This is a genomic window from Brevundimonas goettingensis, from assembly GCF_017487405.1.
Lineage (GTDB): Bacteria > Pseudomonadota > Alphaproteobacteria > Caulobacterales > Caulobacteraceae > Brevundimonas > Brevundimonas goettingensis.
Window position 1 is genome coordinate 1,811,518 of sequence record NZ_CP062222.1, and the last position, 17,070, is coordinate 1,828,587.

Sequence of the window (17,070 nt, forward strand, 5' to 3'; positions counted from 1 at the left end):
GTGTCCTCAGAAGGCAGCCGACAGACCGACCCAGAAGGTCCGGCCATACTCGGCCGATTCCTGCAGGTAGCGCGCACCCGGGCCGGTGTTCTCCTGACGGCCCGAGTTCGACAGGTTCTGGGCCTCGAAGAAGACGGTCACGCCGCGATCGGTGCGCCAGCTGACCGAGGCGTCGTAAAGGTGACGGCCCTTCCAGAACTGGTCGGCGTTGGGGATGGTGTCGTTCACCGTCTCCAGGAAGCCGCCGATGTAGTTGTGCGAGATCTTCGCCTCGAACGGACCGCGCTGATAGTAGATCGACTCGTTCGTCGTCGTGCCGGGCTGCAGGAACAGGGAGTGATGGCGCTCCACCGCGCCGCCGTTGGTCAGGAAGGTGAAGTCGGTGTCCAAGAAGGTGGCGTTGGCGCTGACGCCGAAGCCGTCAAACGGCGCCGGCAGCATGGACAGCTCCTGCTGGAAGGCCAGTTCGATGCCGCGGATCGAGGCGCCGCTGGCGTTGCGCGGCGTGGTCACCGTCACATCGCGAACCTGTCCGTCGAGCTCGATCTGTTCCTGCGACGTCAGGGTGAAGATCTCGTTGGCGATCTCCTTGGAGAAGACCGCGACCGAGATCAGGCCGTCGTGGGGATAGAACTCCGCTGACAGGTCGAAGCCTTCGCTCTCGCGCGGCTTCAGGTCGGGATTGCCGCGCGACATGGTGTAGACGCCGCCGGTCACGGTGACGTTCTCGGCCCCGGCCAGCGAGCCGAAATTCGGACGGCCGATGGTGTTGGTCCAGGCGGCCCGCAGGGTCAGGTTGTCCATCAAGTCCCAGCGCAGGTGCACGCTCGGCAGCCAGTTGCCGTAGTCGCCGTCGTTCGAAACCGGGGTGATCACGCCCGAGCGGACGCTGAAGGCGTCGGCCGAGACCTCGGTCTCCTCGTAACGAACCCCGGCCAGGGCGGTGAAGGTCCCGACCCGATAGCTGGCCTGACCGTAGGCGGCCGAGACGTCCTCGCTGACCGAATAGTCGCCCGACCGCGCCGCGACCATGCGAGTGAAGCTGGAGCGATTGGCGTTGAAGTAGTCGTAGGTCGAGGCGACGTCGATCCGCGCCCAGACCAGATTGCCGTGGATCAGCGCGCTCGGGCCCGGCCGGTCGACGGAGTCGAAGTTGAAGGCGCTGTTGGCATAGTCGGTGCGGGCGCTCTGATAGTCGCGGTCGCTGGTGCGCAGCGCCAATCCGACCTTGGCCTTGAGATTGCGGTCGGCGCCGCCGTCATCGAAGGCGGCGTTCAGATTGACCTGGGTGGTGTTCTCGAACGACTGGACCAGGCTGTCGCGATACTGGGTCAGGAAGTAGCTTGAGGCGGTCGTCAGGCCCGCGGTGCGTGGCGTGAACACCGGGAAGAAGCCCGAGGTGTCATAGCTGAAGCCGTAGTTGGCGGCCTGGGCGTCGCGGGTGGTGAAGGTGACCGAGGTGTTCGGCTGCTCCATCTTGGCGTGCGAATAGACCAGCGAGCCGTCGATCGCCCACTGGCTGGTCGCGTCCCACTGGAAGGCGGTGCGGGCCAGGCTGATCTCACGCTTGGTGATCGGCTGGTTCAGACCGATGATGCCGCGACCGCTGGCGAAGGCGCCGCTGGTCGCGGTCTGGTTGGTGACGTTGCCGACGGGCTCGATGCGGTATTCGATCCGCTCCTCGTCGTCCTCCATGTGCGCCCACAGGCCCGAGGCTTCCCAGTGAAAGCTGGCGTTCGGCCGCCACTCGATCTTGCCGTTCACACCGTCGCGGGTCTTGGTGTTGTTGTACCAGAACAGGCGCGACTGGGTCGGAACCTGGATGCCGTTGCCGGTCGGTGCACCGGAGTTCACCGGGACGCCGGCGGCCGTGTATTCGCGCACCGAGGGGTCGGCGACCTCCATCTGCGGGATGTCGTAATCCAGCTGTTCGTGGCTGGCGCCGACGACCACGCCCCATTCGTCATTGGCGCCGAAGGTCTTGCCGGCGGCGAAGCTGAGGCGATAGGACGGCTCGTCGTTGCGGACGTCGCCGTTCTGCTCATAGACGCCGTAGGAGGCCATGCCGTTGAAGAACGGCCGGCCCACGTCCAGGGCGCTGCGAGTGGTGATGTTGATCACGCCGCCGATGGCATTGCCGTCGTTCTCGGGCGTCACCGTCTTGATGACCTCGACCCGGCCGGCCATGACCGAGGGGACAATGTCCAGGGGTACGGTGCGAGCGGCTTCGTCGACCGAGGCGACGATGGCGCCGTCGATGGTGGTGCGGTTGTAGGTCGAGGTCAGGCCGCGCAGGACCGGGAAGCGCGGCTCGCCCTGGTCTTCCTGAACCGAGACGCCGGGAATGCGGCGCAGGGCGGCGGCGGTGTTGTGGTCGGGCAGCTTGCCGATGTCGTCGGACGAGACCGCGTCCATCACCTCGAACTCGGCGCGCTTGACGGCGATGGCGGCGCGCACGGCGGCGCGCTGGCCGGTGACCACGACCTCATCGACCTGGGAGGCCTCGCCATCCCGAGCGGGCGCCGCTTGCTGGGCGAAGGCCAGACCCGGCGCGCACAGGGCGCTGGTGGCGAGAAGACCGGCCGCGAGGCCACGAACCGAATGGAAATTGCGCATGAGAAGCCCCCTTCTTGGTGCAGTGCAACAGGGCGCTCCTAGGGCGGCCGGGATTCAGTTCCGACACAGGTCGATGGCCGTTCGGTCAAAAGCCGATGACGACGAAAAGACGGTTGGGCGGGCGGGCGGATCAATCCGGCAACGCCGTCTATCAGGCTGGAACGGGCTCCCCGATCCGCCCGTTGATCGGGCTTAAGGGAGAGAAGCCGTGCAACAACAGATGTCTGTGGTCACGCTCGGGATCGACGACGTGGCCCGCTCGAAGCGCTTCTATGCCGAGGGCTTCGGCTGGACGCCCGTTTTCGACAATGGCGAGGTCGTCTTCTACCAGATGAACGGCTTCGTCCTCGGGACCTGGCTCCGGACGGCCCTGGCGACGGATTCGGCGCGGCCTGTGGCCAATACGTCAGGCGATTTCGCCCTGGCCCACAACGTCAGCGCGCAGAATGACGTCGAGCCGCTGATGGATCGGCTGGCGGCGGCGGGCGGTGCGATTCTGCGGGCGGCGCAGGAACCGCCGCAAGGGGGCCTCAACGGCTATGTCGCCGACCCGGACGGCCACGCCTGGGAAATCGCCTTCAACCCCGCCCATCTCGCCCGAGGGCTATGTGAGCTTCGCGGACTAGGTTTCAGGGCTCGATGATCCGGGTCGGCACGACGATCCGCTGCTCGCACTGACCATAGTCATTGGCCGCCTGGGCATAGGCGCTGAGCTTCTGCACATAGGCGTTTATCGTCGCGATATAGGCGTCGAAGGCCTGGCCATAGGCGTCCATGGACGCCTCATAGGTGGTGATGACCCGGTTGCTGCAGGTGTGGCGGTGGGTCGCCTCATTGACGCAGGACGGGGTCGCCGGACGCGTGGGCTTCACCGTCCGTTCGACCGCCGGAACCTCTGGCGGGACACAGGCCGGCTCCGGCGGCGCGGCCTCCTGCAACCCGACCGCCAGAAGTGCGACTGCGATCAAACCCGATGAAATGCCCATAAGCCCCTCCACTGACCGGCGTCATCTTGCCGAGGGCGAGGCGCCGGTCAACCGTAAGGTGAAGCTTGGAAGCCCCCTACTTCTTCGGCGCGTGCTTCTGGCCGGTGCGGATACGGCCCGAGCGCGAGACCTGTCTCGCCCCGCCGCGCGCGCCCTTCTGGATCGCTACCGAGGAGCCGGCCTTCTTGGACGAGGACGCCTTCACCCCGCTGATGACGCGCGGCTTGGCGACGCGGGTCTTCTTCTGCTCCAGCGCCTTGCCGGGCAGGTGAGACTCTTCCTCTTCCTTCTTGCGCACCTTGCGGGGCGCGGTCTTGGCGTCGCCCTTGTAGCGCTCGGGGCCGGACTTGGCGCCGCCCGCCGCATAGGGGTTCTCCGAGCCGCCCTTGACCGTCAGCCGGATCGGCACGCCGGGCAGGTCGAAGCTCTCGCGGATCGAATTGGTCAGATAGCGCAGATAGTGGTCCGGCAGATTGCCGCCCCGGCTGGCGAACAGCACGAAGGTCGGCGGCCGGGCCTTGGTCTGGGCCATGTATTTGGTCTTGATGCGCTTGCCGTCCACGGCGGGCGGCGGGTGCCTCTGGGTAGCCATGGACAGCCAGTCGTTGAGGTCCTTGGTCTTGACCTTGACCGACCACAGCTCGTGCGCCTTGAGCACTGCCGGCATCAGCCGCTCGACGCCGCGCCCCGAGTGGGCCGACAGGGCGACGAAGGGCGAACCCTTCAGTTGAGGCAGCTTGTCGTCGGCCATCCGCTTCAGCTCGGCCATGCGCGCCTGCGGGTTCTCTTCCAGGTCCCATTTGGACGCGACATAGACCAGCGCCCGGCCCTCGCGCTCGACCAGATCGGCCAGCTGCAGGTCCTGGACATCGAAGGCGTTGTCCTTGTCCATGACCACGACGACGACCTCGGCGAAGGTGATGGCGCGGATGGTGTCGGCGACCGACAGCTTTTCCAGCTTCTCCTGCACCCGGGCCTTGCGGCGCATCCCGGCGGTGTCGACCAGACGGATGTTCTGGCCCTCGTATTCCCAGTCGACAGAGATGGAGTCGCGGGTGATCCCGGCCTCGGGCCCGGTCAGCAGACGGTCCTCGCCGATCAGGCGGTTGATCAGAGTCGACTTGCCGGCGTTGGGACGGCCGATGATCGCGATGCGGATCGGCTTGTCGGGCTCGTCGATCTCTTCGATGAAGATGTCGGCGCTGGCCGTGACCAGGGCGGCGTACAGGTCCGCCATCCCTTCGCCGTGCTCGGCCGAGATGGCCACCGGCTCGCCGAAGCCCAGGCTATAGGCCTCACCGACGCCGCCACCGCTCTCACGGCTCTCGGACTTGTTGGCCAGCAGGATGACCGGCTTGTCCTGACGACGCAGGCGTTCGGCGAAGATTTCGTCCAGCGAGGTCACCCCCTCGCGCGCGTCCATCATGAACAGGATGACGTCGGCGTCCTCGATGCCCGCCTCGGTCTGTTCGCGCATCCGCGATTCGAGGCTGTCGTCGGTGACATCCTCATAGCCCGCGGTGTCGATCAGGGTCAGGTCCATGTCGCCGATGTTGCCGTCGGCATAGCGACGGTCACGGGTCACGCCCGGGCGATCGTCGACCAGCGCGAGGCGCTTTCCGACCAGCCTGTTGAACAGGGTCGATTTGCCCACGTTGGGGCGGCCGACGATGGCGACCTTCAATGCCATGACTGGCCTTCTAACGTGTTTCGGGCGGAAGCGTCAGCGCCTCCGCCCGAAGAAGTGAAACAGTGGACCCTCGAAAGGTTCCTAGCGGATGCAGACCAGCTGGCCCTTGTCGTTCAGAACGTACAGCGCGCCGTTGTAGGCGGCCGGGGCGACGTAGGCCGCCGCACCCAGCTTGATCGCGGCCGTCTGGACGCCGGTCTTCGGATCGAAGGCCACGGCCTCGCCGTCGGAGTTGACCAGAATCAGGCGGTTGGAGGCCAGGATCGGACCCGACCATTCCGGATGGACGGTGTGGTCCCACCAGCCGAACACGCCGCCTTCCTTGCGGACGCGGCCGACGTTCAGGTCCTTGGTCCAGTAGACGGCGCCCGAGTCGCGGTTGATCAGGGTCAGCTCGCCCGACTTGGACACGACATAGACCACGTCGCCGGCCGGCAGGGGCGCGTTGACGCCGGCGACCGGCAGGGTCCATTTCGGCGTACCCGAGCGGATATCCATCGCCTGCATCACACCGGAATGGCTGACGGCGTAGACGAAGCCGCGCGAGACCACCGGACGGCCGGCGATGTCGCGGATTTCGGACAGGGCGCTGGTGCGGCTGGTGCGCGACAGAACCTGGTTCCAGACGGCCTGGCCGTTGGAGGCGCGAAGCGCCACCACTTCACCGGACGAGAACGGGGCCACGACCGTGTCACCGACCACCGCCGGAGACGAGGCGCGCATGATGCGGGCCGGTTCGGCGATGCCGCGATAGGACCATTCCTGCTGGCCGTTGGCGGTATTGAAGGCGATGATCTGGTTGTCGATGTCGACGACATAGACGCGCGAACCGGCGACCGTGGGCGCGCCGTGGATCGGGCTGTCGACCGGCACGGTCCAGACCACGGCGCCGGTGGCGGCGTCGAGCGCCGACATGGTGCGATAGCCCGAGGCCACGAAGACTTTGCCGCCGCCGACGGCGACGCCGCCGCCGAAGCCGCCGGTCAGGGACGAACCGCCGCCCATGCGGATGTTGAAGCCGAGAATGCCTTCGCCGCGCTCACGGCCCTCCGGCTTGACGTTGTGCTTCCACAGGACCTCGCCCGAACCGGCGTCCACGGCCGTCACGGTCGATTCGCCGTCCAGAACGAAGACCTTGCCGCCGTCAGCGACCACCGGTGCCATGACCTGGCGGGTCTTCGAGGAGCCGGCGCCGATGTCGCGCTTCCAGGCGACGGTGAAATCCGCCGCGGCAATGACGTGCTCGACCGAGTTCTCGGCGGTGCCGCCCGGCAGGGGCCAGCTGTTGGCGGCCTGAGGACCGGGCAGGAAGAAGTCGCGACCAGAAAGGGCGGCCGACGGGGCCAGCTGTTGTTCGAACTCCAGCACCGAGACGCGTTGTCCGGCGGTGGCGACGGCGGTCGGGGCCTTCTTGCCGCCGAGGCCGAAGGGCAGCATCTGGCGCTGGGCGGCGCAGGAGGCGGCGGTCACCGCCAGACCGCCGATCAGGGCGATCTTCAGGGCGCGGGTCATGTGCGTCGTCTTCAAGGCGCGATCCGTCATTGTGCGGCAGCCGGAGCGGCCGTTTGGGGTTGAGCGCCAGCCAGGGCCTGGGCCGACGGCGCGGTCACCGGCGGCAGGGCCTTCTGGGCCTTGATGATGTCGTTCACATTGGCCGCGGCGCCGGTGTCGACGGCGTCGATGCACTGCTGGGCCATCTGACGAACGGAGTCGGGGACGTCCTGGCCGAGCGTCAGCTGGACGCACAGGACGCGGGCGTCGGCAGGCTTGCCGGCCTGCAGGTTGGCCATGGCCAGGGCTTCCTGGGCGAACGGACGCATCGGGCGGCCTTCGGCGGCCAGCGGCGTCAGGCGCTTGATGGCGTCTTCGGTCGTGCCGGTGTCCAGGATGATCAGGGCGGCCTTGTAGGCGGCGGTGTCCTTGAGGATCGGATCACCCGCGGCCTTGGCGGCTTCATCGAACAGCTCGACGGCCTGGGTCAGGTTGTTGGCCTGGACGGCGAGCCCCGCGCGTTGCTGCAGGGCCAGAGCCTTATAGGCGCCGTTGCCTTCCTTCTGAGCCTCGAGGAAGGCTGCGCCGGCGCCGGCGGCATTGCCCTGCTGCAGCGCTTCGAGACCCCGGTCATAGGCCACGGAGGCCTTGTCCGCCTTGGAGTTCTGCCACGAATCCCAGCCCCACCAGCCCAGCGCGCCGATCAGGGCCAGCAGCAGGATGCCGCCGACGATCGGACCCCAGGTCAGGAAAAGGCGCTTGTATCGATCGGAGCGAAGCTCCTCCTCGACCTGCTCGAAGACATCAACCACGGAAAAGTCGCCCCAGAAAGCTAATCGGCAAAACCGCGCGGACCCTAGTGGGTCAACGTCGCTCCCGCAACGCGTCTCAACAGAAGCGCGTTATTGCGAAGCCGGCTTTTTCGAGAAGTAGGTCTCGACTTCGGCAGGAAAACGGCGGGCTTTGACGTCAGAGGCGTAACTTGCGGCCGCGCGGTCGATTTCCGCGCGCAGATCGGCGTACTTCCGGACAAATTTGGGCGTCCAGTCGAACATGCCGAGCATGTCGTTGGTCACCAGGATCTGACCGTCGCAGGCGGCCGAGGCGCCGATTCCCACCGTGGGCTTGTCGATGACCTCGGTGATCTCGCGCGCGACGCCCTCGGCCGTGCCTTCGATGACGATGGCGAAGGCGCCCGCATCGGCGGTGGCCTCGGCCTCGGCGATGACCCGCAGACGCTCATCGTCGGTCTTGCCCTTGGCCTTGAACGCGCCCTCGGTCAGCACCGCCTGGGGCCGCAGGCCGACGTGGCCCATGACCGGGATGCCGCGCTGGACCAGATAGGCGATGGTCTCCGGGACGGTGGGGCCGCTTTCCAGCTTCACCCCTTGCGCCCCGGTCTCCTTCATCATCCGCGCGCAGTTTTCGTAGGCGATTTCCTTGCCGCCCTCGTAGGAGCCGAACGGCATGTCGACCACGACCATGGCCTTCTTCGAGCCCCGCATGACCGCCTGGCCATGCAGGATCATCATCTCCATGGTCACGCCGACGGTGTTGGGCAGGCCGTGCACCACCATGCCGACGCTGTCGCCGACCAGCAGCAGGTCGCAGTGATCGTCCAGAAGCGCCGCGGTCGGGGCGTCATAGGCGGTCAGGCAGACGATCGGCTCGCCGCCCTTTCGCTTCATGATGTCCGGGGCGGCGAGACGGCGGACCGTTTCCTGCTTCTGGCTCGACATGGGGTTACGCTTCCTGGGACAGTTTCATCACACCGGCGGCGGCCAGCGCGATCAGCGCTGCCGTCGCGATCCAGAATAGCTGCATTCCACTCATCGACCCAAGCGACACATTCGCGAGGCCAACCTGGTCCAGCAACGACTGGACCGCGTTCTCGGTCCCGGCGCTGGCCGCCTGCAACCCCTGCCCCAGCGCCCGGCCGGCGACCGGCGCATCGCTGGAGGCGAAGTTGATGTTGACGTGCATGGCCTGATTGACCGCGACCGCTCCGCCGACCAGCCCCGCCAGGGTCAGGGCCAGGGTCCGGACGCGCGAGCTCGAAGCCAGCCTGGCCTCCACATCGGCGACGAACAGCGGCGCATCGGCCATGTGCGGGGTTCGGGCGAACAGGCGCTCGATCTCGGGATCGAACTCATCAACCGACATGCGAAGCTCTCCCGGAGAGTGGCGGTTCCGGCCGAAGCCGGGCGCGGAGTTTATCCAGACCACGTTTGACATGAGACTTCACCGTACCAAGCGGCAGATTCATGGCGGCCGCGATTTCGGGATGGGACATACCCGCCCCGTGACAGAGAGAAACGCACAGCCGCTCGGTCTCGTTCAGCGACTTGAGCGCCTCGTCGAGGTCGACCAGTCCGGGCGTGTCGATCGTCGGCGCGACCTCTTCCGTCTCGATTTCCGAGACATAGCGGGCGTCCTTCGACTTCCGCTTCAGATAGAGCCGCGCGGCGATCCGCTTGACCCAGGCGGCGAAGGTGCCCTCGCCCCGAAACTCGGAGCACCGCTGGAAGGCGGTCAGAAAGGCGTCCTGGGCCACGTCGTCGGCCTCGGCGGCCTGGGCTCCCATGCGACGCAGCAACGCACGGACGGCGGAGCCGTGCCGACGCACCAGCTCGCCGAACTCCCGCCGCCCGCCCGCCGCCGCGAGGGCGGCGAGCTCCACGTCATGGAAGTCCATCAGGGACTTGGTCATTACAGTTTCCCCCTGTCGTGACCGGCTCTCAGTCCTTGTTCTTGTTGAAGAAGCTCAGGACCAGGAAGGCCAGACCGACGGTCGTCGGGATGCAGGCGATGCCCAGCAGGCCATTGCCGATATGCTCGGGGCCGTCCCAGCCGTCGTGGCTCCAGCCCAGCTCACCGACCAGACCGAAGGCGGCGATACCGATGCCGACAGCCAGCCAGATGATGCCCCGGCGGATGTCGCGGGTGCGCGACGGGACGTTCTTGGTGGCCTCGCGGCCCATGGCCTCGATGACTTCGGGCGGCAGCGGCTGGCCCTTGTCGATGGCGGCGCGGACCGTTGCCTGGAGCTCCCGGCGCTCGCGGCTCTTGAAGTAGCCCGGGCCGAGGATGATGGCGGTGATGGCGGCAAAGACCGTGAAGACGATCAGGATGGGCGTCATGTCCATGGTGTAACCCCTGTTTCAAACTGGCGACCGGAGCGTGATGTCCCGGCCTTCTGATAACAAGAGGCGCGGCCGAGGCCGTACGGATGCGTCTTTCGACGTGAAACTTTCGTAAGGCGGCGGACAGGCCTAAACCGGCCGCCTCGAAGGAGGATCGCCATGCTGAACCGTCGCACCCTGCTGACCGGGATGACAGCCGCGCCCCTCGCCTCTCCGACCTGCGCCTGTGTCACGGCCCCAGCCCCGGCCGGGTCCGGTGCGACCCTGACCTTGGCCACCTTCAACATCTGGCACAATCAGGGCGACTGGCCGGCCCGCCTGCCGCTGATCGTCGAGGTGTTGAGGGCGCAGGACGCAGACGTCATCGCGCTTGAAGAGGTGCTTCAGGACGCCGCCGTGGGCCTGCCCAACCAGGCCCAGACCCTCGCCGAGGCGCTGGGCTATCAATGGATCTTCCACTCGGTCGATGACGAGGCCAGGCCCAGGCGGTACGGCAACGCCATTCTCACGCGCCTGCCGATCATCGCCAGCGACTGGAAGAAGCTGGAGCCGCTCGACGACTACCGCACCGCCATCCGGCTGCGGGTGGCCAAGGGCGGTGCTCCGATCGACCTGGTCGTCACCCATCTGGCCTGGCAGGATGACGCAGGCCCCGTGCGGGCGCGCCAGATCGGCGACCTTCTGGCCTGGCTGCCGCAGGACGGAACCCCGCTGGTGGTGATGGGAGATTTCAATGCGACGCAGGAGGACAGCGGCCTCGCGGTTCTGACCGGTCCCGACTATTTCAGCGCCCTTCCGCGCGGGTCTGTGGCGACCACTCTCAAGCCCGCCAAGGGACACCCGAACCGGGTCATTGACCACATCTTCGCCCGCGCCGACGCCTTCGCGCCGGTCAGCGCCCGGGCATTCGCCACCCAGTCCGTCGGCGGCGAATACGCCTCGGACCATTTCGGCGTGTCGGCGACCATCCGCCTGCGGCAGGGTCAGGCCCGGCGATAGTCCCGCAGGGTCCTGACCAGCCAGAGCGCCGTCGCCCCGGTCACCCCGACGACCGCCAGCGCGGGCAGCAGGTCCGGGGTCGCCGCCCCCGCCTGTTCCAGCATCCGCGCAGCCTCGGGCCCCAGGGGCTGCAGCCCCCACAGTCCCGCCGCCGCCGCCACGGCCAGAGGAATCATGGCCGCGATCCGGGCCCAGAACCGCCGCATGGCGATCCGCTGGACCATCCGGGCCTCGAAGGCGAAGTCCCGCGCCGGGGGCGTTTCTGCGGCAAACAGGGCGGCCATCTTATGTTCAGGCGTCATCGGGTCCTCCGAGCGCTTTCAGGAGTTTCGCCCGTCCGCGCAGAACATGCGACTTCACCGTGCCCAGGGGCAAGCCCAAAGCCTCGGCCGCCTCGGCGTTGGAGAAGCCGTCGGCGAGGCACAGAGCCACACAGGCCCGCACATCGGGGGCCAGTTTGCCCATGGCCGCCGCCATGGCCATCCGGTCGGTATGTGAGACCCCGGCGGGAGTCTCCACCGCGTCCAGCCAGTCGCGATCCCGCCGGGCGCCGCGCTGAGCGCTTCTGATCCGGTCCTGGGCCCGCCGCCAGGCGATGCCCAGAAGCCAGGATCGCACGCCATCCGGATCCTTCAGCGACCGCATCGAGCGCCAGGCGGCCAGGAAGGTTTCCTGGGCCACATCGTCCGCCTCGGCCCAGCCGCCTCCAAGCGTGCGGCGCAGGAAGGCGCGCACCACCGCCTGGTGCCGCTGGACCAGCCGCCCGAAGGCCGCGTCGGATCCGGCCCGGGCGGCCCGCGCCAGATCGCCGTCCGTTACGATAGACATCCCCCTGCCCCGTTCTGATCAGGGTCAGAGCCTCGGCCGCTGGAACAACAGGGCGTTGATCAGCGACCAGACCGCCACCGCCGCCATCACCATGGACACGATCACAAAGGCGCCGCTGTCGCGGTCGATGTTCATCCAGGCGCCGATGCCGAAACCCGCCGACAGGATCGCGAACAGCCCGACCAGCGACCAGTAGTGGGCCGGCGTCCGCTCACGCCGCGCCTCCCGCTCGTCTCCGTCCAGCTCCAGCGGCATGTCCAGCTGTTTGAGCAGGGCCTCCGGCGGCTCCATCCCCTTGTCCGCATAGCTGCGGATCAGGTCCATCATCGCCTTCTGCTGGCGCAGCTTCAGCCAGCTCTGGAAGGCCGCATAGATCATCCCGCCGACCGGAAAGATCAGCCACCAGAACGAATAGAAGAAGTGTTCCATCGTCTCATTCCCATCGCGCCGGGCCCATCGCCCGCGCTTTCAAAGGGTAGTCGGCGCCGGACGCGGCATTGGATGCAGCCCGGCGACAGTCGCGCCGAATTTATCATCGAACGCCGGTCTGAACCTCGATAACCGTCCGCTTACGGTCAAGGCTGATCGCCTGAAACGCCGCCGTGGCGCGGCCTCAAGGGAGGATTGCGATGCTTCTGCCCCAGCTTTCGGCCCTGGGCTGGTTCCACACCCTGGGCAGCCTGCCCGCCGTCCCGCTCGCCCTCTATATGCTGATCCGTCAGGGCCGGGTGACGCCCGAGGCCGCAATCGGCAAGGCATGGCTGGTCTTCATGTTCATCGGGGCGATCTCGGGCGTTCTGGTGATCAAGGACGCGCCGGGCGTGGCCATCTCGATCCTCAGCCTCGGCTCCCTGACCGTCGGCTCCACGGTGCACAAGGCGACCTTCCTGGGCCGCCACCGCGACTGGATCCAGACCGTGGCGCTCAGCACCGCCGTCTTCACCCTGTTCCTGCCCAGTGTGACCGAGACCCTGACCCGCCTGCCCGCCGGCCATCCGGTCGCGGCCAGCCCGCAGGCGCCGCTGGTCGTCGCTTTCCAGCTCAGCCTCGTCGTCGTCCTGATCGTGGGCGTGACACTACAGTTGATGTTCCTCAAGCGGCCGACACCGGCTACGGTCGTGGCCTGATTTAATCTCGAGGAGTTTCGCATGTCCCAGGTCACCTATCGCATCGTCGAACACGACGGCGGCTGGGCCTACAAGCTGGGCGAGACCTTCTCCGAAACCTTCCCCGACCACGACAGCGCCCGCGCCGGCGCGGTGCGCGCCTCGCGTGAGCAGCGCTCGCCCGACGAAACGGCCTTCATCGAATACGAGAACACCTCGGGCCAGTGGATCACCGAACGCGCCGACGGCCACGACCGCCCCGAGACCAGCGTCGAGGGCTAGCCCCTAACCCAGGGCGGCCGCGTAAACGTCCGGCTTGAAGCCGACGATCCGACGGTCGCCCAGGTCCAGCACCGGCCGCTTGATCATCGACGGCTGGGCCAGCATCAGTTCGATGGCCTTGTCGGGGTTCAGATCGACGCGATCCGCGTCCGGAAGCTTTTTGAACGTGGTTCCGGCCCGGTTCAGCACCGTCTCCCAGCCATGCTCGGCGACCCACCGCTCCAGCGAGGCCCGGTCGATCCCGGCCTTCTTGTAGTCATGGAATTCGAACGCCACCCCGTTCGCCCCCAGCCAGTCCCGCGCCTTCTTGACGGTGTCGCAGTTGGGGATTCCGTACATGGTGGCGGTCATCTGAAGCTCCTGAAGGCCGGTGGCCTTTAGGACAGGACGCCCGCCCGCGCCACCCGGTCGCTCACGCCGCTGTCAGGGAACCACGCCGGTCACGGGTCCGACGCCGTCGCCTTCATCCCTGTCCTTGAGCGGAATGACGCGATCAGGCCGCTCGAGGGCTTCGACGTCCTTTTCCAGTTCCTGGGCCTCACGCTCGATTTCGGCATTTCGGGTCTGAGGGGTCGGGTCGGTCATAAGAGTCTCCTGTCATTCCACAACCCTCGGGGCTTCCGATCCGTTCCTGCACACCGCGTTCTCTGGATTTCATTTAACTGATCGGTTATATACCATCCTTCCAACGACAAGGAGGACGCCCCATGCCCGCCGTCAGTTTTTCCCGGAACAAGATCACCCCCTTCCTCTGGTTCGACAGCCATGCGGAAGAGGCCGCGCGCTTCTATGCCGGCCTGTTCGAGGATTCGCGGATCGTCAGCGCCAGTCCGATGATGGTCGAGTTCCAGCTGGCGGGTCAGAGCTTCCTGGCCCTCAACGGCGGCCCGCGCTTCCCCTTCACCGAGGCGGTTTCCCTCTATGTCTCGTGCAAGGATCAAACCGAGGTCGACCGGCTTTGGGACGCCCTGACCGCCGACGGCGGGGCCGAGAGCCAGTGCGGCTGGCTCAAGGACAAATACGGCCTGTCCTGGCAGATCATCCCCGAGGCCCTGCCCCGCTATATGCAGGACCCGGATCGGGCCAGGGCCGAGCGCGCCATGCAGGCCATGCTGAAGATGCGCAGGATCGTGGTCGCCGACCTCGACGTCGCCGCGGCCGGCTAGGGCTTCAGCGGCCAGCGCCCGATGTGTTCGTGCACCCCCTGCCCCAGCAGGCTGCGCACCAGCACCAGCTCCCGCACCGTCCATGAGATCGGCGCGATGGGATCGGGTTCGATGATCGGGTCGTCGTAGAGCAGGGTCACGTGGGGCGTGAAGGCGCCCGCCGTCTTCACCCCCTGGCTGGCCAGCGCCAGCCCCACGGCGGCACGGTAGGCTTGCAGGTCGGCGAGCCCCGCCTCGCTTCCCTTCAGAATGAAGGGCCGGTTCTTCGGCCGTCCGGCGAAGCTGGTCGCATGGTCGAAGGTCACCTCGAACGGTTCCGCCTTCATGCCCTCGGCGGCGGCCGTCGCCTTGCGCACGAGATCGTTCGGCAGGCCCGGAAAGTCGCCGAGATGGAACAGGGTCACATGCAGCCGGTCCACGGCGTGGACCTTGCTCTTCATCCCGTGCTTGCGTTTCAGATCCTCGCCCAGCGCCGCGATCCGTTGGGCTGTCGCGGCGTCGGGGAAGAGGCCGAAGAATAGCCGGTCGGTCAGGGCCCTGGGCGCCTCGGCCTCTCCAAACAGGTCGGCGGTGTCAGGCATGGAAAAATCCTCCGGGGTCAGCCGTCGTTTTGGCCTTCCGCCCGCCGGATGTCGAGATCAAAACGTGAACGCCCGCCCATCGACATGCGCCCACCACGCATCGCGGCCGGCGAAATCCCCGCCCCCGTCCCAGCACGCCCCGACATAATAGGTGAAGGGAACGCCCGGCTGGACCTCGGCGAGGATCAGATAGTTGTCGAAGTCGTCGACGAAGCCGACCACCGACTTCGGATCAACCAGCACCGAAATCCCGATCGAGCCCGGCGCGGCCTCGGGCCCCCAGACGTCCAGACGGCCCCTTTCCTTTTCGCGCCGGATGTTGTTCGCCCGGGTCGCCGGTCGACGGCGCGCGATGCCGATCCCCACCGTCAGAGGCTCCGCCGTGTCCGAGGTCAGGGTCGAGGTGATGCGGTTGAAGTTGGACCCCATCGGCAGTTCAACACGGCGCGTCTCCGACACCTTGCGGATCACATCGACCGGCCAGGGGGCATAGTCGACCTCGAACCGCGCCGCGTCGCCTCCGGTGTCAAGGATGCGGTAAGTCGCGAAATTGCGCGAGGTCCACAGCTTGTTGTCGTACCAGACGCCGAGGCCGCCGCAGCCGCGACTGCCCCCGACCTCATAGAAGTCCAGCCCCTCGCCGTGATCGACGTGATAGCTGCCGCTGGCCATCTGGCGCTGCATGAAGGGGACGCGCGTCTTCTTGCCCCAGACATCGACGCCAGATCCCGACGGCGGCTCCTGCGCCTGCAGGGCCGGGCCATAGATGCGGTGGGCGATCCTGTCATTCTCCCACCAGAGGTCGTCGAACCGTTCGGGCGCGAAATGCACCACGGCGCGCGGCGTCGGGTCCTCGGGCGGCGCAAGCGGCGCCGCCGGCTCATGCGCTGTTTGAGCGACCACCGGCGTCGCGGCGGCGCCCAGCAGGCTTCCGCCCAGAACGACGCGTCGGTTCAGGTCTACCAATTGAACATCGTCCCGTCCTGAAGCCGGTTCACCGGCAGATAGGCGCGGCTGTAGGGATGGCGCGCGGCCAGCCCCTCGTCCAGATCGACGCCCAGACCCGGCGCGTCGCCGGGGTGCAGCATGCCGTCCTCGAAGCCGTAGTTGTGCGGGAAGACCGCGTCCGTCTCCGGCGTATGGCGCATATATTCCTGAATGCCGAAATTCGACGTCGACAGACCGAAATGCAGGGCCGCCGCCATCGACACCGGCGACAGGTCCGTCGCCCCGTGGCAGCCGGTCTTCACATGATAGAGGTCGGCCAGGGCTGCGATCCGGCGCAGATGAGTCAGGCCGCCGGCGTGCACCACCGTCGCCCGGATGAAGTCGATCAGCCCCTCCTCGATAAGTGTCTTGCAGTCCCAGATGGAGGAGAAGATCTCACCTACGGCCAGAGGGGTGGTGGTGTGGTCCCGGATGGTGCGGAAGCCCGCCTGATGCTCGGCGGTGACCGCGTCTTCCAGCCAGAACGGCCGATACGGCTCCAGATCCTTGCCCAGCCGCCCGGCCTCGATCGGGGTCAGCCGGTGATGCACGTCGTGCAGCAGCTCGACGTCCCAGCCCAGCTCGGCCCGCGCTGCCTTGAACAGCTGCGGCACCATCCGCAGATAGCGCGGCGTCGACCATTCGTTCTCGGTCGGCAGGGCGGCGTCGGCCGGCTCGTAGAACATCTTGTCGCGCGACACGCCGTAGGTGCTCTTCAGCCCCGGCACGCCTGACTGCAGCCGGATGGCGCGATAGCCGAGATCGCGATAGCGGATCGCCTCCTGCACCGTCTCCTCGATCGTGGCGCCGTTGGCGTGGCCATAGACGGTGACCCCGTCACGGCAGGCGCCGCCCAGCAGCTGGTACAGCGGCAGGCCCGCGATCTTGGCCTTGATGTCCCACAGGGCGACGTCGACGGCGGCGATGGCGGTCATCCCGACCGGTCCGCCACGCCAGTAGGCGCCGCGGTACAGATACTGCCACATGTCCTCGATCCGGTGCGCATCCTTGCCGATCAGCAACGGGCAGACGTGCTCGGTCAGATAGGCGGCGACCGCCAGTTCGCGCCCGTTCAGGGTCGCGTCGCCCAGGCCGTACACGCCCTCGGCCGTGGTGATCTTCAGGGTGACGAAATTCCGCCCCGGCGAGGTGATCACCACCTTGGCGTCGACGATGGGCGAAGCCATCCGCGCAG

The 17,070-nt window shown here is 67.1% G+C and carries 22 protein-coding genes; 5 read left to right on the forward strand and 17 right to left on the reverse strand.

Features of this window, described 5'->3' with window-relative positions; translation table 11 throughout:
• Positions 1 to 6: 6 nt before the first annotated feature.
• Positions 7 to 2,616, reverse strand: a complete 2,610-nt coding sequence (locus IFJ75_RS08995; protein WP_207932234.1) for a TonB-dependent receptor — start codon at positions 2,614 to 2,616, stop codon at positions 7 to 9.
• Positions 2,617 to 2,824: 208 nt separating this feature from the next.
• Between IFJ75_RS08995 and IFJ75_RS09000 the strand changes: the two genes are divergently transcribed.
• Entirely contained in the window at positions 2,825 to 3,259 is a 435-nt protein-coding gene (locus IFJ75_RS09000) for a VOC family protein (RefSeq protein ID WP_225897062.1), read from the forward strand.
• On the opposite strand, the gene IFJ75_RS09005 is transcribed toward IFJ75_RS09000, so the two are convergent.
• From IFJ75_RS09005 to IFJ75_RS09040, 8 genes are all read right to left on the reverse strand, one after another.
• Positions 3,246 to 3,602: a hypothetical protein gene (locus IFJ75_RS09005; protein WP_207932235.1), complete on the reverse strand. Its 357-nt coding sequence runs from the start codon at positions 3,600 to 3,602 to the stop codon at positions 3,246 to 3,248. The two genes, IFJ75_RS09000 and IFJ75_RS09005, sit on opposite strands and share 14 nt — an antisense overlap.
• 76 nt (positions 3,603 to 3,678) lie before the next feature.
• Complete coding sequence (gene der, locus IFJ75_RS09010; RefSeq protein WP_207932236.1) at positions 3,679 to 5,292, reverse strand: ribosome biogenesis GTPase Der; 1,614 nt, start codon at positions 5,290 to 5,292, stop codon at positions 3,679 to 3,681.
• An 81-nt stretch (positions 5,293 to 5,373) separates the two neighbouring features.
• Complete coding sequence (locus IFJ75_RS09015) at positions 5,374 to 6,819, reverse strand: PQQ-binding-like beta-propeller repeat protein (RefSeq protein WP_225897063.1); 1,446 nt, start codon at positions 6,817 to 6,819, stop codon at positions 5,374 to 5,376.
• 11 nt (positions 6,820 to 6,830) lie between these two features.
• A complete protein-coding gene (locus IFJ75_RS09020; protein WP_207932237.1) occupies positions 6,831 to 7,595 on the reverse strand; it encodes a tetratricopeptide repeat protein in 765 nt (254 codons plus the stop codon).
• 90 nt (positions 7,596 to 7,685) lie between these two features.
• A complete protein-coding gene (gene panB / locus IFJ75_RS09025; protein ID WP_207932238.1) occupies positions 7,686 to 8,522 on the reverse strand; it encodes a 3-methyl-2-oxobutanoate hydroxymethyltransferase in 837 nt (278 codons plus the stop codon).
• A gap of 4 nt (positions 8,523 to 8,526) precedes the next feature.
• Positions 8,527 to 8,946 carry a hypothetical protein gene (locus tag IFJ75_RS09030; RefSeq protein WP_207932239.1) on the reverse strand — a complete coding sequence of 140 codons (420 nt, stop codon included), beginning with the start codon at positions 8,944 to 8,946 and terminating at the stop codon, positions 8,527 to 8,529.
• Positions 8,936 to 9,493 carry an RNA polymerase sigma factor gene (locus tag IFJ75_RS09035; protein WP_207932240.1) on the reverse strand — a complete coding sequence of 186 codons (558 nt, stop codon included), beginning with the start codon at positions 9,491 to 9,493 and terminating at the stop codon, positions 8,936 to 8,938. Before IFJ75_RS09035 ends, IFJ75_RS09030 begins: the two co-directional genes overlap by 11 nt.
• Before the next feature lie 28 nt (positions 9,494 to 9,521).
• Positions 9,522 to 9,929, reverse strand: coding sequence for a DUF6249 domain-containing protein (locus IFJ75_RS09040; protein ID WP_207932241.1), 408 nt, complete (start codon positions 9,927 to 9,929; stop codon positions 9,522 to 9,524).
• 156 nt (positions 9,930 to 10,085) lie between these two features.
• On the opposite strand from IFJ75_RS09040, the gene IFJ75_RS09045 reads away from it, so the two are divergent.
• Complete coding sequence (locus tag IFJ75_RS09045) at positions 10,086 to 10,925, forward strand: endonuclease/exonuclease/phosphatase family protein (RefSeq protein WP_207932242.1); 840 nt, start codon at positions 10,086 to 10,088, stop codon at positions 10,923 to 10,925.
• On the opposite strand, the gene IFJ75_RS09050 is transcribed toward IFJ75_RS09045, so the two are convergent.
• From IFJ75_RS09050 to IFJ75_RS09060, 3 genes are read right to left on the reverse strand one after another with little or no spacing between them, the layout of a single operon-like run.
• Positions 10,910 to 11,227, reverse strand: a complete 318-nt coding sequence (locus tag IFJ75_RS09050; RefSeq protein ID WP_207932243.1) for a hypothetical protein — start codon at positions 11,225 to 11,227, stop codon at positions 10,910 to 10,912. The two genes, IFJ75_RS09045 and IFJ75_RS09050, sit on opposite strands and share 16 nt — an antisense overlap.
• The gene (locus IFJ75_RS09055; RefSeq protein WP_207932244.1) at positions 11,217 to 11,753 is read right to left on the reverse strand and encodes an RNA polymerase sigma factor; all 537 of its coding nucleotides are present in this window, start codon (positions 11,751 to 11,753) and stop codon (positions 11,217 to 11,219) included. Before IFJ75_RS09055 ends, IFJ75_RS09050 begins: the two co-directional genes overlap by 11 nt.
• A 24-nt stretch (positions 11,754 to 11,777) precedes the next feature.
• The gene (locus IFJ75_RS09060; protein WP_207932245.1) at positions 11,778 to 12,182 is read right to left on the reverse strand and encodes a hypothetical protein; all 405 of its coding nucleotides are present in this window, start codon (positions 12,180 to 12,182) and stop codon (positions 11,778 to 11,780) included.
• Positions 12,183 to 12,382: 200 nt separating this feature from the next.
• Between IFJ75_RS09060 and IFJ75_RS09065 the strand changes: the two genes are divergently transcribed.
• Together IFJ75_RS09065 and IFJ75_RS09070 are read left to right on the forward strand one after the other, a co-directional pair.
• The gene (locus IFJ75_RS09065) at positions 12,383 to 12,880 is read left to right on the forward strand and encodes a DUF2306 domain-containing protein (protein ID WP_207932246.1); all 498 of its coding nucleotides are present in this window, start codon (positions 12,383 to 12,385) and stop codon (positions 12,878 to 12,880) included.
• Between the two features lie 21 nt (positions 12,881 to 12,901).
• Positions 12,902 to 13,141, forward strand: a complete 240-nt coding sequence (locus tag IFJ75_RS09070; protein ID WP_207932247.1) for a hypothetical protein — start codon at positions 12,902 to 12,904, stop codon at positions 13,139 to 13,141.
• Positions 13,142 to 13,144: 3 nt separating this feature from the next.
• On the opposite strand, the gene IFJ75_RS09075 is transcribed toward IFJ75_RS09070, so the two are convergent.
• Together IFJ75_RS09075 and IFJ75_RS09080 are read right to left on the reverse strand one after the other, a co-directional pair.
• On the reverse strand, positions 13,145 to 13,492 hold the full coding sequence (locus IFJ75_RS09075) for an arsenate reductase (protein WP_207932248.1): 348 nt from the start codon (positions 13,490 to 13,492) through the stop codon (positions 13,145 to 13,147).
• Positions 13,493 to 13,564: 72 nt separating this feature from the next.
• Entirely contained in the window at positions 13,565 to 13,726 is a 162-nt protein-coding gene (locus tag IFJ75_RS09080; RefSeq protein ID WP_207932249.1) for a hypothetical protein, read from the reverse strand.
• A 122-nt stretch (positions 13,727 to 13,848) separates the two neighbouring features.
• Between IFJ75_RS09080 and IFJ75_RS09085 the strand changes: the two genes are divergently transcribed.
• On the forward strand, positions 13,849 to 14,307 hold the full coding sequence (locus IFJ75_RS09085; RefSeq protein WP_207932250.1) for a VOC family protein: 459 nt from the start codon (positions 13,849 to 13,851) through the stop codon (positions 14,305 to 14,307).
• Here IFJ75_RS09085 and IFJ75_RS09090 read toward each other — a convergent pair.
• Genes IFJ75_RS09090 through manD form a run of 3 tightly spaced genes read right to left on the reverse strand, consistent with a single transcriptional unit; the run spans position 14,304 to position 17,062 of the window.
• Positions 14,304 to 14,888 carry a 2'-5' RNA ligase family protein gene (locus IFJ75_RS09090; protein ID WP_207932251.1) on the reverse strand — a complete coding sequence of 195 codons (585 nt, stop codon included), beginning with the start codon at positions 14,886 to 14,888 and terminating at the stop codon, positions 14,304 to 14,306. The two genes, IFJ75_RS09085 and IFJ75_RS09090, sit on opposite strands and share 4 nt — an antisense overlap.
• Positions 14,889 to 14,945: 57 nt before the next feature.
• Positions 14,946 to 15,854 carry a DUF4861 family protein gene (locus IFJ75_RS09095; protein ID WP_207932252.1) on the reverse strand — a complete coding sequence of 303 codons (909 nt, stop codon included), beginning with the start codon at positions 15,852 to 15,854 and terminating at the stop codon, positions 14,946 to 14,948.
• Positions 15,848 to 17,062 carry a D-mannonate dehydratase ManD gene (gene manD / locus IFJ75_RS09100; protein ID WP_207932545.1) on the reverse strand — a complete coding sequence of 405 codons (1,215 nt, stop codon included), beginning with the start codon at positions 17,060 to 17,062 and terminating at the stop codon, positions 15,848 to 15,850. Before manD ends, IFJ75_RS09095 begins: the two co-directional genes overlap by 7 nt.
• Between the last annotated feature and the right edge of the window lie 8 nt (positions 17,063 to 17,070).

Coding starts and splice junctions, on each gene's coding strand:
- IFJ75_RS09060 (WP_207932245.1), bottom strand. CDS start 12,182: ATGGAACACTTCTTCTATTCGTTCTGGTGGCTGATCTTTCCGGTCGGC.
- IFJ75_RS09050 (WP_207932243.1), bottom strand. CDS start 11,227: ATGACGCCTGAACATAAGATGGCCGCCCTGTTTGCCGCAGAAACGCCC.
- panB (WP_207932238.1), bottom strand. CDS start 8,522: ATGTCGAGCCAGAAGCAGGAAACGGTCCGCCGTCTCGCCGCCCCGGAC.
- der (WP_207932236.1), bottom strand. CDS start 5,292: ATGGCATTGAAGGTCGCCATCGTCGGCCGCCCCAACGTGGGCAAATCG.
- IFJ75_RS09045 (WP_207932242.1), top strand. CDS start 10,086: ATGCTGAACCGTCGCACCCTGCTGACCGGGATGACAGCCGCGCCCCTC.
- manD (WP_207932545.1), bottom strand. CDS start 17,062: ATGGCTTCGCCCATCGTCGACGCCAAGGTGGTGATCACCTCGCCGGGG.
- IFJ75_RS09075 (WP_207932248.1), bottom strand. CDS start 13,492: ATGACCGCCACCATGTACGGAATCCCCAACTGCGACACCGTCAAGAAG.
- IFJ75_RS09040 (WP_207932241.1), bottom strand. CDS start 9,929: ATGGACATGACGCCCATCCTGATCGTCTTCACGGTCTTTGCCGCCATC.
- IFJ75_RS09070 (WP_207932247.1), top strand. CDS start 12,902: ATGTCCCAGGTCACCTATCGCATCGTCGAACACGACGGCGGCTGGGCC.
- IFJ75_RS09080 (WP_207932249.1), bottom strand. CDS start 13,726: ATGACCGACCCGACCCCTCAGACCCGAAATGCCGAAATCGAGCGTGAG.
- IFJ75_RS09055 (WP_207932244.1), bottom strand. CDS start 11,753: ATGTCTATCGTAACGGACGGCGATCTGGCGCGGGCCGCCCGGGCCGGA.
- IFJ75_RS09005 (WP_207932235.1), bottom strand. CDS start 3,602: ATGGGCATTTCATCGGGTTTGATCGCAGTCGCACTTCTGGCGGTCGGG.
- IFJ75_RS09085 (WP_207932250.1), top strand. CDS start 13,849: ATGCCCGCCGTCAGTTTTTCCCGGAACAAGATCACCCCCTTCCTCTGG.
- IFJ75_RS08995 (WP_207932234.1), bottom strand. CDS start 2,616: ATGCGCAATTTCCATTCGGTTCGTGGCCTCGCGGCCGGTCTTCTCGCC.
- IFJ75_RS09035 (WP_207932240.1), bottom strand. CDS start 9,493: ATGACCAAGTCCCTGATGGACTTCCATGACGTGGAGCTCGCCGCCCTC.
- IFJ75_RS09030 (WP_207932239.1), bottom strand. CDS start 8,946: ATGTCGGTTGATGAGTTCGATCCCGAGATCGAGCGCCTGTTCGCCCGA.
- IFJ75_RS09065 (WP_207932246.1), top strand. CDS start 12,383: ATGCTTCTGCCCCAGCTTTCGGCCCTGGGCTGGTTCCACACCCTGGGC.
- IFJ75_RS09090 (WP_207932251.1), bottom strand. CDS start 14,888: ATGCCTGACACCGCCGACCTGTTTGGAGAGGCCGAGGCGCCCAGGGCC.